Origin of the sequence: Planosporangium thailandense, from assembly GCF_011947195.1 — a bacterium.
In the GTDB taxonomy this organism is placed as follows: Bacteria; Actinomycetota; Actinomycetes; order Mycobacteriales; family Micromonosporaceae; genus Planosporangium; species Planosporangium thailandense.
Map to the genome: position 1 here is coordinate 178,888 of NZ_JAATVY010000001.1, position 16,181 is coordinate 195,068.

At 71.9% G+C, this 16,181-nt stretch carries 14 protein-coding genes; 10 read left to right on the forward strand and 4 right to left on the reverse strand.

Features of this window, described 5'->3' with window-relative positions; genetic code table 11:
* The first annotated feature begins 9 nt into the window (after positions 1-9).
* From HC031_RS00835 to pspM, 9 genes are all read left to right on the forward strand, one after another.
* Positions 10-2,367 (forward strand): FtsK/SpoIIIE family DNA translocase, encoded by a 2,358-nt coding sequence (locus HC031_RS00835; protein WP_338090419.1) that lies wholly within the window; start codon positions 10-12, stop codon positions 2,365-2,367.
* An 80-nt stretch (positions 2,368-2,447) separates the two neighbouring features.
* A complete protein-coding gene (rimO, locus tag HC031_RS00840) occupies positions 2,448-3,899 on the forward strand; it encodes a 30S ribosomal protein S12 methylthiotransferase RimO (protein ID WP_167923171.1) in 1,452 nt (483 codons plus the stop codon).
* On the forward strand, positions 3,896-4,534 hold the full coding sequence (gene pgsA, locus HC031_RS00845; protein ID WP_167923172.1) for a CDP-diacylglycerol--glycerol-3-phosphate 3-phosphatidyltransferase: 639 nt from the start codon (positions 3,896-3,898) through the stop codon (positions 4,532-4,534). Before rimO ends, pgsA begins: the two co-directional genes overlap by 4 nt.
* A complete protein-coding gene (locus HC031_RS00850; RefSeq protein ID WP_338090420.1) occupies positions 4,531-5,007 on the forward strand; it encodes a CinA family protein in 477 nt (158 codons plus the stop codon). Before pgsA ends, HC031_RS00850 begins: the two co-directional genes overlap by 4 nt.
* A gap of 119 nt (positions 5,008-5,126) precedes the next feature.
* Complete coding sequence (locus tag HC031_RS00855) at positions 5,127-5,579, forward strand: helix-turn-helix domain-containing protein (RefSeq protein ID WP_167923173.1); 453 nt, start codon at positions 5,127-5,129, stop codon at positions 5,577-5,579.
* A 117-nt stretch (positions 5,580-5,696) separates the two neighbouring features.
* The gene (locus tag HC031_RS00860) at positions 5,697-7,475 is read left to right on the forward strand and encodes a substrate-binding domain-containing protein (RefSeq protein ID WP_205862082.1); all 1,779 of its coding nucleotides are present in this window, start codon (positions 5,697-5,699) and stop codon (positions 7,473-7,475) included.
* 11 nt (positions 7,476-7,486) lie between these two features.
* Positions 7,487-8,299 carry a hypothetical protein gene (locus tag HC031_RS00865; RefSeq protein WP_167923175.1) on the forward strand — a complete coding sequence of 271 codons (813 nt, stop codon included), beginning with the start codon at positions 7,487-7,489 and terminating at the stop codon, positions 8,297-8,299.
* A gap of 224 nt (positions 8,300-8,523) precedes the next feature.
* Positions 8,524-9,381, forward strand: coding sequence for a PspA/IM30 family protein (locus tag HC031_RS00870; RefSeq protein WP_167923176.1), 858 nt, complete (start codon positions 8,524-8,526; stop codon positions 9,379-9,381).
* A gap of 30 nt (positions 9,382-9,411) precedes the next feature.
* Entirely contained in the window at positions 9,412-10,176 is a 765-nt protein-coding gene (gene pspM / locus HC031_RS00875; protein ID WP_167923177.1) for a phage shock envelope stress response protein PspM, read from the forward strand.
* Between the two features lie 53 nt (positions 10,177-10,229).
* Here the strand turns inward: pspM and HC031_RS00880 are convergent, their stop codons facing one another.
* A complete protein-coding gene (locus HC031_RS00880; protein WP_167923178.1) occupies positions 10,230-11,060 on the reverse strand; it encodes a DNA-formamidopyrimidine glycosylase family protein in 831 nt (276 codons plus the stop codon).
* 25 nt (positions 11,061-11,085) lie between these two features.
* Between HC031_RS00880 and HC031_RS00885 the strand changes: the two genes are divergently transcribed.
* Entirely contained in the window at positions 11,086-11,553 is a 468-nt protein-coding gene (locus HC031_RS00885; protein WP_205862083.1) for a GNAT family N-acetyltransferase, read from the forward strand.
* On the opposite strand, the gene HC031_RS00890 is transcribed toward HC031_RS00885, so the two are convergent.
* The 3 genes from HC031_RS00890 to HC031_RS00900 all read right to left on the reverse strand — a co-directional run bounded on the left by HC031_RS00890 (position 11,516) and on the right by HC031_RS00900 (position 16,050).
* Positions 11,516-12,808, reverse strand: a complete 1,293-nt coding sequence (locus HC031_RS00890) for an acyltransferase family protein (protein ID WP_167923179.1) — start codon at positions 12,806-12,808, stop codon at positions 11,516-11,518. The genes HC031_RS00885 and HC031_RS00890 overlap by 38 nt on opposite strands.
* A 187-nt stretch (positions 12,809-12,995) precedes the next feature.
* Positions 12,996-15,167, reverse strand: coding sequence for an amylo-alpha-1,6-glucosidase (locus HC031_RS00895; RefSeq protein WP_240941973.1), 2,172 nt, complete (start codon positions 15,165-15,167; stop codon positions 12,996-12,998).
* Between the two features lie 97 nt (positions 15,168-15,264).
* On the reverse strand, positions 15,265-16,050 hold the full coding sequence (locus HC031_RS00900) for an SAM hydrolase/SAM-dependent halogenase family protein (protein WP_167923180.1): 786 nt from the start codon (positions 16,048-16,050) through the stop codon (positions 15,265-15,267).
* Between the last annotated feature and the right edge of the window lie 131 nt (positions 16,051-16,181).

Below are 16,181 nucleotides of genomic sequence, written 5' to 3' on the forward strand. Positions count from 1 at the left end.
GGCCTGTGGATGGGCCTGGCCCACATGATCGGCTGGGTGGCCCGCGGGGTGGGCCGGCAGGCCGCCAGCGCCCGGGAGTTGGACGAGGAGCACCGCCGCGACGGCGCCGGGCTGGCCCTGATCGGCCTGGCGCTGGTGCTGGGCGTGGCGATCTGGGGCAACTCGGGCGGGCCGGTCGGGCAGTGGCTGTCCGACGTCACCCGGATGTTCTTCGGCTCGGTTTCGATCACGTTCCCGCTGCTGCTCGTCGTGGGCGGCATCCGGTTCATGCGCACGCCGGCCGAGGAGGGCAGCCAGGGCCGCCTCGTCGTGGGTTGGACCGCGCTGTTCCTGGGCGCCGCGGGCCTGTTCCACCTCGGGTTCGGCCGTCCGACCGCCCCGGCGCAGATGGACAAGGCGGGTGGCCTGCTCGGTCGGCTGGCCGGCGGGCTGCTCGCTTCGGCGGTGAGCGCCTGGGTGGCCGTGCCGTTGCTGATCATGCTGTGCCTGTTCGGCGTGCTCGTGGTCAGCGCGACGCCCGTCAACCAGATCCCGCAGCGGCTGCGGCAGCTACGCGACCTCGCGATGGGCGTCTCGCCGGCCGACGAGATGATCGAGGACGATCTGCACGGCGAGGGTCCCGCGGCTGCTGCCGAGGAGACGGGGCGGGGTCTGCGGCGGTCGTCGCGCCGCCGGCAGGCCAAGAGCGGGGATCCGCTGCTGGCCGAGGCGGCCCTCGACGCCAGCATGGCCGAGCCCGAGGCGCAGAGCGACGACGACTTCGCCGCCTACGAGACGGTCGTGCTGTCCCGGTCGGCGGTGCAGGCCGAGAAGGCCAAGCAGAAGCAGCCGAAGCCGCCGCCGGAGCACACCCCGCCGCCGACCCGCGCCGAGCAGTTGGCGCTCACCGACGCCGACTACAAGCTGCCGCCACCCAACCTGCTGGCCAAGGGCGACGCGCCGAAGGCCCGCACCCGGGCCAACGACGAGGTCATCAACTCGTTGCAGGCGGTGTTCGAGCAGTTCAACGTCGACGCCGCCGTCACCGGCTTCACCCGGGGACCGACGGTCACCCGGTACGAGGTCGAGGTCGGCCCGGGCGTGAAGGTCGAGCGGATCACCACCCTGACCCGCAACATCGCGTACGCGGTGAAGTCGCCCGACGTGCGGATCATGAGCCCGATCCCGGGCAAGAGCGCGGTCGGCATCGAGATCCCCAACCTCGACCGGGAGAACGTCACGCTCGGCGACGTGCTGCGCTCGGCGGTGGCCACCTCCGACCACCACCCGCTGGTGGTCGGCCTCGGCAAGGACATCGAGGGCGGGTACGTCACCGCCAACCTGGCCAGGATGCCGCACCTGCTCATCGCCGGCGCGACCGGTGCCGGTAAGTCGTCGTGCATCAACTCGCTGCTGGTGTCGCTGCTGACCCGGGCCACCCCGGACGAGGTACGGCTGCTGCTGGTCGACCCGAAGCGGGTCGAGCTGACCGCGTACGAGGGGATCCCGCACCTCGTCACCCCGATCGTGACCAACCCGAAGAAGGCGGCCGACGCTCTCGACTGGGTCGTACGCGAGATGGACATGCGCTACGACGACCTGGCCGCCAACGGCGTACGCCACATCGACGACTTCAACCGGAAGGTGCGCGCCGGCCAGATCACCGCCCCGCCGGGCAGCGAGCGGGTGATGCGGCCGTACCCGTACCTGATCGTCATCGTCGATGAGCTCGCCGACCTCATGATGGTGGCGCCGCGCGACGTCGAAGACTCGATCGTCCGGATCACCCAGCTGGCCCGGGCCGCCGGTATCCACCTGGTGCTGGCGACCCAGCGGCCCAGCGTCGACGTCGTCACCGGCCTGATCAAGGCGAACGTGCCGTCCCGGCTGGCGTTCGCCACCTCCAGCCTCGCCGACTCGCGGGTCATCCTCGACCAGCCCGGAGCGGAGAAGTTGATCGGCCGCGGCGACGGCCTGTTCCTGCCGATGGGCGCGTCCAAGCCGATCCGGGTACAGGGCGCCTGGGTCGACGAGCGAGAGATCAACGCGGTCGTCAAGTTCTGCAAGAACCAGCGGGAGCCCGAGTTCCGCCCGGACGTGACGGCCCCGAAGGAGAGCGACAAGAAGAAGGTCGACGAGGACATCGGCGACGACCTCGAGCTGCTGCTCCAGGCGATCGAGCTGGTGGTCACGTCGCAGTTCGGCTCGACGTCGATGCTGCAGCGCAAGCTGCGGGTTGGGTTCGCCAAGGCCGGCCGGCTCATGGACCTCATGGAGACGCGCGGGGTCGTGGGCCCGTCGGAGGGCTCGAAGGCGCGCGAGGTGCTCGTCAAGCCCGACGAGCTGGCCGAGATCCTGGACAGCCTGCGCGGCGGCGATGAGTCCTGATCGTGACGACAGCGGAGTGTTTCCGCGATCACGATGAGTCGGGTTCGATGGGCCTGGGCTGACATCGGTACCCTCGGAGCATGCAAAAACCTCCTACCGGCGACCGTCGGGTGGCCCTGCTCACTCTGGGCTGTGCCCGTAACGAGGTCGACTCGGAGGAGTTGGCCGCCCGGCTGGCCGGCGACGGTTGGCAGGTGAGCACCGACGCGGCCGGTGCCGACGTGGTGCTCGTCAACACCTGCGGGTTCGTGGCGCAGGCCAAGCAGGACTCCATCGACACGCTGCTGGCGGCCACCGACACCGGCGCGAAGGTGGTCGCGACCGGCTGCATGGCCGAGCGGTACGGCCGGGAGCTGGCCGACAGCCTGCCGGAGGCCGACGCGGTGCTGGGCTTCGACCACTACCCGGAGATCTCGGCGCGGCTGTCCGAGGTGCTCGACGGGAAGAAGATCGAGTCCCACGTGCCCCGCGACCGGCGCACCCTCCTGCCGCTGACCCCGGTCGAGCGGCGCGCTGCCGACGTGGTGGTGCCCGGGCACCTGACCGTCGACGAGCACACCCCGGCACACCTGCGCGGGGTGCTGCGTCGGCGCCTCGACGGCGGCCCGGTGGCCTCGCTCAAGCTCGCCTCCGGCTGCGACCGGCGCTGCGCGTTCTGCGCGATCCCGAGCTTCCGGGGCGCCTTCGTGTCGCGTACGCCGGAGGAGATCCTCGCCGAGGCCGAGTGGCTGGCCCGCTCCGGGGTGCGGGAGCTGGTCCTGGTCAGCGAAAACTCGACCTCGTACGGCAAGGACCTGGGCGACCCCCGGCTGCTGGAGAAGCTGCTGCCGCAGCTCGCGGCGGTCGACGGCATCGTGCGGGTGCGCGCGTCCTACCTCCAGCCGGCGGAGACGCGCCCCGGCCTGGTCGAGGTGCTGGCCACCACGCCCGGCGTCGCGCCCTACTTCGACCTGTCGTTCCAGCACGCCAGCGAGCCGGTGCTGCGCCGGATGCGGCGCTTCGGCTCGACCGAGCGGTTCCTGGATCTGCTCGCCTCGGTCCGTACGCTTTCCCCCGACGCCGGTGCCAGGTCGAACTTCATCGTGGGCTTCCCGGGCGAGACCCGCGCCGATGTCGACGAGCTGGCGCGCTTCCTTGAGTCCGCACGGCTGGACGCGGTCGGCGTCTTCGCCTACAGCGACGAGGACGGCACGGAGGCGGCGAGCCTGCCGGGCAAGGTCCGCGCCGACACGGTGCAGCGCCGGTACCAGCGGATCACCGACCTGGTGGAGCAGTTGTGCGCCCAGCGCGCCGACGACCGGGTCGGCTCGGTGGTCGAGGTGCTGGTCGACGCATGCGAAGACGGCGAGGTCGAGGGCCGCGCCGCCCATCAGGCGCCGGAGGTGGATGGCTCCACCACCCTGGTTGAGGGCGGCGTGGAGCTGGCGACCCTGCGTCCCGGGGATCTCGTGGCCGCCCGGGTCACCGGCAGCGCCGGCGTGGACCTCGTGGCCGTACCCGAGAAGGTGTTGTCGTCGGCGAGCCGGTCGTGACGGTGCCGCCGTCCGCGCCGGCCCGCCGCGTGCCACTGCTGAACGTCGCCAACGCCCTGACGGCCCTGCGGATCGTGCTCATCCCGGTCTTCGCCGTGTTCGCCGTCGCGTCCGACATGAGCCGGCCGGGCTGGCGGGTCGCCGCCTGCGTGACGTTCAGCGTGGCGTCGCTGACCGACTTCGCGGACGGCTGGATCGCGCGCACCTGGGATCTGGTGACGTCGTTCGGCAAGGTCGCCGATCCGATCGCGGACAAGGCGCTGACCGGCACCGCGCTGGTGCTGCTGTCGATGTACGGCCGGCTCAGCTGGTGGGCGACGGCCATCATCGCAGTACGCGAGGTGGGCGTGACCGCCCTGCGGTTCTGGGTGATCCGCCGGGGCGTGATCCCGGCCAGCCGGGGCGGCAAGGTCAAGACGGCCCTGCAGATCCTGGCGATCGCCTGGTACCTGCTGCCGTTGCCCCCGTCGGCGGCGCGGATCGGCGGCTGGGTCATGTGGCTCGCGGTGGTGGTCACCCTGGTCACCGGCGCCGACTATGTGCTGCGGGCGCTGCGGCTGCGGCGCGCCGCCCCCGGGGCGAGCGTCGAGGAGCTGACCGGGGCGACAGACACGATGGAGGAGCAGGTGCCGTGACGGAGCTGGCCGAACCGGTGCTGCGGCTGCTGCGGGAGCGGCGGCAGACCCTTGCGGTGGCGGAGTCGCTGACCGGCGGGCTGCTCGCCGCGACGATCGTGGACGTGCCCGGCGCCAGCACCGTGTTCCGCGGTGGCCTCGTCGTGTACGCGACCGACCTCAAGCGCAGCCTCGCCGGGGTGCCGGGGGACCTGCTGGCCGAGCGCGGGCCGGTCGATCCCGACGTGGTGCTGGCGCTCGCCGACGGCGCGCGTCGGGTGTGCGGCGCGGACTGGGGCGTGGCGACCACGGGAGTGGCCGGTCCGGAGTCGCAGGGCGGGCTGCCGGTCGGCACGCTCTACCTGGCCTGCCGCGGGCCGCACGGGGGAGAGGTGCGCGGCATGACGCTCGATGGCGACCGGCCGCGGATCCGGGCCGGTGCGGTCGCCGCGGCCCTGGAGCTGCTGGCGGAGGCGCTGGGTGCCGCCGGCTGACCGGGACTGCCCTTTCCGGTGAGGCTTGGCAATGGAGGGTGTCGTTCGCTCACAAAGCGGGTACCGTTGCATGACCAGGTCCGTTTGCAAATTCTCGGGTCGTCGATGAAGGGGGTGCGATGGTCCTGCTCCGTCGGGTGATCGGCGATGCGCTCCGGGCGCGGCGCCAGTCACAGCAGCGCACCCTCCGCGAAGTGTCGACCGCAGCCAACGTCAGCCTCGGTTACCTGTCCGAGATCGAGCGCGGTCAGAAGGAAGCGTCGAGCGAGCTGCTCTCCTCGATCTGCGACGCCCTCGGCGCCCAGCTTTCGGAGGTGCTGCGCGAGGTCAGCGACACGATGGCGCTGGCGGAGCAGATGGAGAGCATCCCGGTCGGCGAGCCGGCCGCTTCGAGCGCCGAGACCGCGACCGGTGCCGCCAAGAGCACCGCGGCGGCTGCGGCGCATGCGCCCCAGCTCACCGACGGCCAGGTTTCGGTCGCTGTGCGTCACGACGGCCCGCTGAAGACCACGCTGCGGGCGACCCGCGCCGGTCGACAGTCCGCCGATCGCGACGTCGTCTGCGCCGCCTGAGATCAACTTTTTCGCAGCCACCTGCGACACTGAGGGTTCCTTTAGCCGGCACACGCCGGCCAGGTTCCCCCGGAGGCAATGGTGGTGCTTGACACCTCGACGCGGCGGCGAAGCTCAGTGTCGCTCGTCGCTGCCGTTGTTATCGGCCTGGTGGTGATCGTCGGGATCTACCTGGCGCTCCGACCGGCCCGTGGCCATGGCGGCGGGTCCGGCGCGGCCCGCGCCGGCTGCATCCCGCTCACCGTCGTCGCGTCCAGCGAGAAGTCCGCCCTGCTGGGCCAGTTGGCGGCCGGCTACAACGCCAGCGGCCGCAGGTTCGACGGAAAGTGCGCCGACGTGCGGGTCGTGAGCAAGGCGTCCGGTGCCGCTATGGAGGCGCTCGCCGCCGGCTGGGACGCCCGGCGTGACGGCGGGCCCGAGCCGCAGGTGTGGACCCCGGCCGCTTCGTCGTGGGTGTCGCTGCTGCGCCAGCGCGTGGCGACCACCGACAAGGGCAGCGTCCTCGGCGACGCCAAGCCGGCGTCCATCGCCCAGACACCCCTGGTACTCGCCATGCCGAAGCCGATGGCGGAGGCGCTCGGCTGGCCGGCCAAGCCGCTGGGCTGGTCGGACGTCCTGGGGCTGACCAACGATCCGCGCGGCTGGGGCGCCGTGGGCCACCCCGAGTGGGGCAGCTTCCGGCTGGGTAAGACCAACCCGCACTTCTCCACGTCGGGGCTCAACGCCACCGTCGGGTCGTACTTCGCGGCGACGGGCCGCTCGGGCGACCTGACCGAGGCGGACCTGGCCGACCCGAAGGTCGGAGACTTCGTCAAGGGCGTGGAGGGCGGCGTCGTCCACTACGGCGACACGACGCTGACGTTCCTGGCCAACCTCGCCGACGCGGACGCGCACGGCCGGGGGATGAACTACATCAGCGCGGTGGCCGTCGAGGAGAAGTCGGTCTACGACTACAACCAGGGCAACCCGACCGGCGACCCGAAGCTCGCCGGCAAGGGGCACAAGCCGCGGGTACCGCTGGTCGCGGTCTACCCGAAGGAAGGCACCCTGGTCTCGGACAACCCGTACGTGGTGCTCGCGACCGCCAGCGACGAGGAGAAGGCCGCCGCCGGCGACTTCCTGGCGTACCTGCAGGCGCCCGCGCAGCAGAAGCGGTTCAAGGACGCGGCGTTCCGCGGCTTCGACGGGACGGCCGGCAGCGCGCTGTCGCAGGCTAACGGGTTGCTGCCGGGCCAGCGGGTGAACGTGCTCGACCCGCCCGCCCCGGTGGTGTTGACGAAGGCGCTCGACACCTGGGACCGGCAGCGCAAGCGGGCGCGCGTGCTGCTCGTACTCGACGTGTCCGGCTCGATGGCCGACCTGACCGCGAGCGGCAAGTCCAGGCTGGAGGTCGCCAAGCAGGCGGCGCTGCGGTCGATCGACCTGTTCGCGCCGGACGACGAGGTCGGGCTGTGGACCTTCTCCACCGAGCAGCGCGGGGCGGGCACGCCGTACACCGAGCAGGTGCCGATGGGCGCGGTCTCCGGCAACGCCGCCCGAATCAAGCAGGTCATCGCCGGCATGCACGCCGAGGGCGGCACCGCCCTGTACGCGACGACCCGCGCGGCGCAGCAGAAACTGCTGGCCGCCGCGACGCCGGACCGGATCAACGCGGTCGTGCTGCTCACCGACGGCAAGAACGAGTACCCCAGGGACAACGACCTGGACGGCCTGCTGCGCGACCTCGACGCCGCCAACCTGGAGAACTCGGTACGGGTGTTCACGATCGCGTACGGGGACCAGGCCGATCTGGGCACGCTGAAGCGGATCTCGTCGTCGTCGCGGGCCGCCGCGTACGACGCCCGCGACCCGTCCAGCATCGACGACGTCCTCGTCAACGTGGTCAGCAACTTCTAGACGGACGGCGCATGGGCATCAGGCAGCAACTGACCGAGCCGTGGGGCATCGTCGCCGCGGGGCTGCTCGGCGGGGTGGGCGCGGCCGTCGTGGGCGCGCTGTCCCCGGCCGGGCTGCCGGTCGGCGTACCCGTCGGCCTGGGGGTGGCGGGCCTGGTCTACGGGGTACGGGTGGGGCTCGGCGCGCTGGTCGACCGGGCCGGGCGGGGCGCGGAGGTGGCCGACGTGGACCCGCGGCTGCCGTCGCCGCCGCGCGGCAGCGACGCGGAGCGCTGGCTGCGCCGGGCCGAGCAGGCTGTCGGCACGCTGCGTCGGCAGACCGAGTCCCCGTGGGACGCGGCGCTGCGCGCCCAGGTCTCCGACGTCGACGACCAGGCCGCCGGGGTGCTGGCTGATCTGCGGCGCTTCGCCGGTCAGGTGACGCTGCTCGAACAGACCCTGTCGACCATCCCGGTGGACCGGCTGCGCCGCGACCAGGGCGCGATCGAGCGCGAACTCCGCTCGCTTCCGGCCGGCCCGATCCGCGAGGAGCGGCAGCGGGCGCTGCGGGCCGTCGCCGATCAGCTTGCCGTGGCGGGCAGGTTGGGGGAGGCGCGGGAGACCTTGCTGGCGCGGATCGAGTCGGCCGCCCTCGGCCTGGAGGGCCTCGTGACGCGGGTGGCCGAACTGCTGGCGCTGCACGCCACGACGGGCGGCGGGTCGCTGGCCACCAGCCGGCTGGCCGAGTTGACCGGTGATCTGGAGGGTATGCGGGCAGGGCTGGCGGAGGCGGAACGGGTGTCCCGATCGGCCCTCGGGGAGGCCGATGAGGCCCAACCGAGGTGAAATGCCGGAATTGTTGTCGGGGATCCCCCGGAGGGCCCGTGACGGTCTAGCGCTCGCCTGCGACGATGGAGGCACGTCCGTTTAGACACAGCCGGCGCCGCGTCACGGCGGTCGTCACCGGCCTCCCTGCCCGGGGTGGCCGCCCGCGACCGCCCCGTCACGGCGGTCGTCGCCGACCGCGATGCACCACGGCGAGACATAGCCGCAGAGAGGAACCATGAGACATGGCGAATCCGTTCGCTAAGGGTTGGCGATACCTGATGGCGCTGTTCGGCGCCAAGATCGACGAGTACGCCGATCCCAAGGTGCAGATCCAGCAGGCGATCGAGGATGCGCAGCGCCAGCATCAGGCTCTCGTCCAGCAGGCCGCTGCCGTCATCGGCAACCAGCGCCAGCTGGAGATGAAGCTGTCCCGGCAGATGGCCGAGGTGGAGAAGCTGCAGGGCTCGGCCCGCCAGGCGCTGGTACTGGCCGACAAGGCGCGCGCCGAGGGCAACGAGCAGGAGGCTGCGCGCTACGAGAACACCGCGCAGACCTTCGCCACCCAGCTTGTCGCCGCCGAGCAGTCGATGGAGGACCTCAAGACCCTCCACGACCAGGCGCTCAACGCCGCCACGCAGGCCCGCCAGGCGGTGGAGAACAACGCGATGATCCTGCAGCAGAAGATCGCCGAGCGTACGCGGCTGCTCAGCCAGCTCGAGCAGGCCAAGATGCAGGAGACCGTCGCGAAGTCGCTGGAGTCGATGAGCTCGCTCGCCGCGCCCGGCAACACGCCTTCGCTGGAAGAGGTCCGCGAGAAGATCGAGCGCCGCTACGCCAACGCGATGGGGCGCGCCGAGCTCGCGTCCAACTCCGTCGAAGGGCGCATGCTCGAGGTGCAGAAGTCCTCGCTCGACATGGCGGGCGCGTCGCGGCTGGACCAGATCCGCGCCAGCATGGCCGGGGAGCAGCTCGCCGGCGCGCCCCAGCGGCAGGCGGTGGAAGGGTCCGGGGCCAAGGACGCCGGGGTCTCCCGGCTGGACGAGATCCGGGCCAGCATGGCCAAGGACAAGCCGACCGGCGACGCCGCCTCGGCTGGCTGATCCGCGCCATGTGATCGGAGGAGGACGGCAGTGACAGGCGATCCCCGAGCCACGTACGACCGGCGGCTGCGCCGTCTGCGCCGCTCGGCGCGGGGCTGGACCGTCCGCGCCGGCATCTTCACCGGCGCGGCTGCCGTCCTCCTGCCGTACCACGGGCTCGGGCTGCCCGACGTGCTCTGGGCGGCCGCCGCCGGTGGCTCGGTGGCCATGGCCGGCCTGCGCTGGACCGACGCCCGCGCGCTCGCCGCGTCACCGCCGCCTCCGCCCGATCCGGCGCTCGCCGCCGACCGTACGCGGCGGCGGCTCGAAGCGGTGGTACGCCGGCTGCCCGGCGGCGACGGCGTGCTCGGGGAGCTGTACCGGCAGCGTGAGCGGGTACGGCTACGGGGCACCGCCGTCGTCTCCGCGTGGCAGCGACTGGACCGGGCCGCCGCGGCCCTCGCCGGGCTGGCGGGCCGGCTGGGCGGCCCGGCCGAGCCGGCGCTCGCGGAGGCCGCAGCCGCCGAGAAGGCCCTGCGCGACCTGGCCGAGCGGGCCGCCAGCGTCGAGCGGGCGTTCCGGCTGGCACCCGACGAGCAGCTCACCCGCAGCCACGCGGCGCTGGTGGCCCAGCTCGAGGAGGGGGTCAGCGCGTACGAGCAGCTCGTGGCGGCCGCCGCCGGGTACGTCGCCGAGGAGGGCCGGCCGGTGGCCGGGAACGCGGCCGTCGGCCGGCTGCGCGAAGCGACCGACCTGCTGCGCGGTATCGCGATCGGGCTGTCCGAACTGCGTACCGCCGGACCGACCGTGCCGTGACCGGGCCTGCGCTCAGTCGACCGGGCCGGCGCTCAGTCGACCGGGCCTGCGCTCTAGTCGCGGGCGAGCGTGGGCCGGGTCCCGCCGGCCGGGGCCGGGCCGGGCTGGCACGTCGGGCACCAGTACGTGATCCGCTCGTAGTCGCCCTCGCTGGCCCGGCGGATCGTCGTGCCGCAGCGCCGGCACGGTGATCCGGCCCGCTCGAACACCCACTGCTTCTCGCCCCGGCGCAGCGAGCCGGTGGTGGCCTGGTCCCAGCGGCCGAGGTTGGCCGTCATCAGGCGCCGCGCCAGCTCCACGAGGCCCTCCGGGTCGGGTACCTCCGACACCGGAGTCCACGGCGACAGGCCGCGCAGGAACAGCGTCTCGGCCTTGTACAGGTTGCCGATGCCGGCCAGGTTGCGCTGATCCAGCAGCGCGTCGGCGATGGCCCGCTCAGGCCGCAGCCGCAGCCGGCGGACCGCCTCGGCCGCGTCCCAGTCCGCGCCCAGCAGGTCGGGGCCGAGGTGGCCGACCAGCCGTTGCTCGTCGGCGGTCGGCACGAGGGCCAGCTCGTGCAGGTGGAAGCCGACGGCTACGTGCGTCGCGGTGTGCAGGACGACCCGGACGGTGTGGGTGCGGCCGCGCCACCGCTCACCGGGCGCGTAGATCCGCCACGCGCCGTCCATGCGCAGGTGCGAGTGCAGCGTGTACCGCTCGTCGTCCGGCGTGCTCAAGCGCAGCAGCAGGTGCTTGCCGCGGCTCGCCGAGCCCACCACGGTCCAGCCACTGACGTTCGCCGTGGCGAGCGTCGGCACGCGGAACTCGCCGCGCTGGATCCGTTGTCCGGTCAGTGCCCGGTCCACGGCCCGCGCGGTGTTCCATACCGTGTCACCCTCGGGCACAGCATCCGACTCTACGATCGACTACGTGGGTGTGACGATTCGGACCGCTACCAGGCGGGATCTCGACGAGGTCGTGGAGCTGTCAGCGGAGCTGTTCGCAGAGGACGCCGGGCAGCGTGACCCGTACACCGATCTCGGCTGGCCGCGCCGGGAGGGCCACGAGTACTTCGGCGGTCTGCTCACGGGGCCGACCACGCGGTGCTGGCTGGCGGAGGTCGACGGCAAGGTGGCCGGTTCGCTGATCGGCCGGATCAAACGGGAGACCACCGTGCGGCCGGCGCGGGTGGCCGAGCTGGAGAGCATGTACGTGCGACCGGAGTACCGCAGCGCGGGCGTCGGCGCCGCGCTGGTCGCCGAGTTCATGGCGTGGGCGCGCGGCCGGGGCGCGAAGCTCGCCGCGGTCACCGCCTACGCCGCGAACGAGCGGGCGCTGGCGTTCTACGCCCGCAACGGGTTCACCCCGCAGAGTGTTCAGCTGGAGCAGGAGCTGTGAGGCACCCGACGCCGGGTGCGCCGGTTCGCGCGGCGATCGGCGACCTCTGACGGGCGATCCGCGGCGCCGCCGGCTGCCGTTGCGGCAGCGGCGCCTGACCCGGCGCCGTCGGCTGCCCCGGCGCCGTCGCCTGACCCGGCGCCGCTGGCTGACCCGGCAAGGCGGTCCGCTCGGCGTGATCCCGGCGGAATGCGTGCAGGACACCCTTCAGCCACCGTTTCAGGCGCGGCGCCAGGGGCCGCTCGATCATCCGGTGCACCAGCCAGGACAGCGCCAGCATCCCGGTCACGACGGCGAGCAGGAGCACCTGGCGTGGCAGGGCCTGCTGGAACCGCTTGATCAGGGTCCAGCCGATGTACTCGTGCAGGAGGTACAGCGGGTAGGTGAGGCCTCCCGCGGCGGTCAGCCAGCCCCAGTTTGCCCAGGAGAACGCACCGAACGCGACGGCGATGATCAGCAGGTAGAAGGCGAGGAGAAGGCCGCCGGCCACCCAGGCCGACCCGTGCGCCCCGGTCGCGTCGGCCATGACGTCCAGCCTGTCGATCATCTGTCGCTGTCCCAGCACGTAGCAGGCCGCGACGATGGCCCAGAGCAGCGCGTTGGCCCCGAACCGGTACATCAGGTAGATGGCGATGCCGCCGATGAAGAAGGGCAGGTTCTCGGGCTGGACCACCATGAGCACCCACCGGTTGTCACTATGGTCGGCGAGGATCGTGGCGGCGACGCCCAACACGCAGAAGAGCACGGCGCGCCGGTAGGTGAGGCCGCACCAGACGAGCAATGAGAACACCAGGTAGAACCGGAGCTCGGCCCAGAGCGTCCAGTAGACCGAGTCGATGTGCTGGACCCCGAAAGCCTCCTGCAGCATCGTCAGGTTGACCAGGACCCGGCCGGGCGTCGGCCGCTCCGTCACCAGGGGCAGGGCGGTGATCACCGCTGAGGTGAGCAGGACGCCGGCGATGTACGCCGGGTACAGCCGCACCACCCGGGACACGGCGAAGTCACCGACCGTGCGGCCCCAGCCGCTCATGCAGATGACGAAGCCGCTGATGAGGAAGAAGAGCTGCACGCCGGTCCAGCCGTACGACACGATCGGATGGGCGCGGGGGAACAGGTGCGACGTGTCCGCGCCCCAGGCCCGGGTGCCCTGGCCGATGTAGTGGTAGAAGACCACCGTCAGGGCCGCGACCAGTCGAAGGCCATCGAGCGGGGCAAGCCTTCTCGGCCGCTTCACCACGCCGGTCGGATCTGCCACATCAATCTCCGTCTGTCGGGTCATCCGGCGGCCGGCGAGGATGACTCGGGCAGACGTAGGGTGCTGCGAAGAGGGCGAACCTCGACCGGCTTCGCTCTCTGTGATTCCCCACAAGTCAGTCGATGATTCCCGGCAAGGTCCGCCGGGGCACCGTTAGTTCACTCACATCCTTGTCGGGACGAGCTCGTCAACGGGCCAGTCGCACGTGGCACTTACGACCGATGGCTTCGACGTCCCAGCGGGTACCGAACGCCTTGAGACCCTTGATCGCAATCCGGCCGATCTCGTCCGGCACGTCCGGGTTCAACGTCACCTCCCGGTCCACCGGCTCCAGGCCGAGCATCGAGCGCAGGTACAGCAGCGGCGCGCCGGAGGCCCAGGCCTGCGGGTTGCAGGCCGTCGGGTACGGCACGGGGAACTCCGCGTAGGCGCGGCTGTAACCGGAGAACGCCTCCGGCAGCCGGTTGCCCGAGATGCACGCCGCGTTGATCTGCGCCATCGACAGGCGGTTGGCGGCGTCCCGGTGACCGTACCGGAGCATGCCCATGGCGATCAGCGAGTTGTCGTGCGGCCAGACCGTGCCGCGGTGGTAGCCGATCGGGCAGTAGGCCTTGTCCGTGGTGGCCAGGGTACGGATGCCCCAGTCGGAGAACATCTGGTCGGACATCAGCTGCCCGACGACGATGCCGGCCCGGTCGTCGGGGACGATGCCCGACCACAGCAGGTGGCCCATGTCGGAGGTCATCGAGTCGATCGGGCGCTTGTCGCCGTCGAGGCCCAGCGCGTAGTAGCCGCCCCGCTTGTCGATCCAGAAGTCCTCGTTGAAGCGGATGCGCAGCTGCTCGGCCTCCTCGCGCAGCGCCCTGGCGAGCGCCGGATTACCCAGCGGGCCGTCCGCCAACTCCGCGACGCGCAGCTTGGCGTCGTACACGTACCCCTGGATCTCGCAGGTGGCGATCGGCAGCGGCGGCATCGTGCCGTCGGAGTACAGCACCCCGTCCCACGAGTCGCGCCAGCACTGGTTGCCCAGCCCCTGCGGCGAGCGGGTCTGGTACTCGACGTAGCCGTCGCCGTCGCGGTCGCCGTGCAGGTCGATCCAGTCCAGCGCGGCCTGCACGTTGTCGCGCAGCTCCCGGACCAGAGCGTCGTCGCCGGTCCAGCGCCAGTACTCCGACAGCAGGATCAGCCACAGCGGCGTGGCGTCGGCGGTGCCGTAGTAGGGATTGTGCGGGCGCAGCCCGAGCTGGGTCAGCTCGCCGGTACGCACCTCGTGCAGGATCTTGCCGGGCTCCTCGTCCTTGAAGTCGTTGCACTCGGTGCCCTGGAACGCCGCCAGCTCGACCAGGGCCCCCCGGGCGAGCGAGGGACCGACGGTGAGCGTCTGGTACGCGGTGATGATGGTGTCGCGACCGAAGAGCGTGAGGAACCAGGGCAGTCCGGCGGCCGGCAGGACCGCCCTCTCGTCGCCGGCCCGGGTCGGGATCCGCAGCGCCGCCAGGTCGCGCCGGGTCGTGTCGTAGATCAACTCGAGTTCGTGGCAATCGCTCTCCACCCGGGCCACGTTGCGGCGCCACTCGGTGATCGGGTCGCCGGTCCGGCTGATGAAGGTGTGGAAGTCATGCCGCGTCGGCGCGATCTCGCCGGTGTCGAATTTGTGTGCGAACGGGATGTACAGGTCGCATTTCCATTCGCCGCCCGGGGGCAGCTCGACCTGCCAGACCAGGTCGTCGCCCTCGATACGGGTGGCCGGCGGCGTGGCGAACACATCCGTGCGGGCTGTGAAGTCGTCGTTGCGGTACACCAGCGACAGCCGCGACCCGTCGGACGCGTGCTCGTGGCGGATCTGCGAGCTCCGGTTGCGCACACACTCCTTGATCTCGAACAGGTCGGCGAAGTCGCTCGCGACGGCCAGCCGCACCTCGAGCTGGCGCGGACCGGTCGCAAAGCTGCGGATCTCGATCCGCTCGGCCATGCCGCCGCCCATGACCCGCTCCCGGCGCACGCCGAGGGTGTTCGCGCCGAGGCCGGGCATATCGGGGTTGGTCAGGTAGAACGCCGCGTAGTAGTGCTCGACGGTACTGGAGCGCAGGGTGAGCAGCCGCGCGTCGTTGACCGTGAGCACCCACTTGTCCAGCAGCCGGGTGTCGGCGCTGACCAGCCCCCCGATCGAGCCGGGTGGCACGTCACCGACCGAGTCGGAGTACATGAAGCTGCGGCCTTCGAGCACCGCGAGCGCGTCCTGGCCGAGCTCGGGTGGCAGTTCGCGGACCTCGTCGTCCAGGTAGCTGAGATCGGGGCCGGCGCCGGGCATCGGGTCGGCGGGGGTCGGGCGGCGCGTTTTCACGTCTGGAGCGGCCATGTCGGTTCCCTTCGGGTGCGGGTCACCCGCTGTCGGAACCGTGTCAGACGGGATCGGGAGGCGGCTTCACCCGAACCGGGTGGTCTCTCTGCCGCTCCTACGCCGTGGTCAGGTGAACGAGGTCACCCGGTGCCACACCGAGCGCCACGACCGCCCGACCCCCGTTGATCGCGATCGCCACCCGGTCGGCGGAGTCCACGTACACGACCAGCGCGCCCGGCGGCGCGTCGCCGAACGTGACGGCCCGCCGCGCGTGCAGACCGCCGATGCGTACGCGCTCGCCGAGGCGGTCGAGCGTCTCGCCCGGCGCCGCCAACTGCACGTTGCCGAACCGGTCGACCGTCGTCACCTCCGCCTCCAGCCAGTCCTCGCCCACCATGACGGCCGGCTCCGGCAGCCGTACGAGCGTCGCCGGGTCGACCTCCGCGCCGGCGTCGTACAGTGCGGTTCCGGTCGCGAGGCGGGCGGCGACGGGGGCGAAGATGTCCCGGCCGTGGAAGGTGGGGGAGACCGGGCTGGCGAACCACTCCGGGTCGTCGAGGCTCACCACCCCGCGGATGCCGCCCAGCGCCTCCGCGGCGGCGGGGAGGAGGCCGTTGTCCGGGCCGACGAGCAGGCCCTGCGCGGCCTCGATCGCCACGCCCCGGCGGGCGGTGCCCACCCCCGGGTCGACGACCGCGACGTGGACCGCCGGCGGCAGGTGTGGCACGGTCTGGGCGAGCACGGCGGCGCCCCGCGACACGTCGGACGGCGGCACCTGGTGCGTCACGTCGATGACCCGTACGGCGGGCGCGATCCGCGCGATCACGCCGTGACACGCCGCGACGAACCCGTCCGACAGGCCGTAGTCCGTCGTGAAGCTGATCCAGTCGTACCCGGGCATGGACCAAGAGCCTATCCGGTGGGCTGCGCGTGCCGCTTCGCGTTGCCAATCTGGGAACACGCTTGGAGTCGTCCGTGAGATTGCCGACAGTCTTGACCGCGTAGGCGATTCGTCTCCGGGTAGCGGTAGCG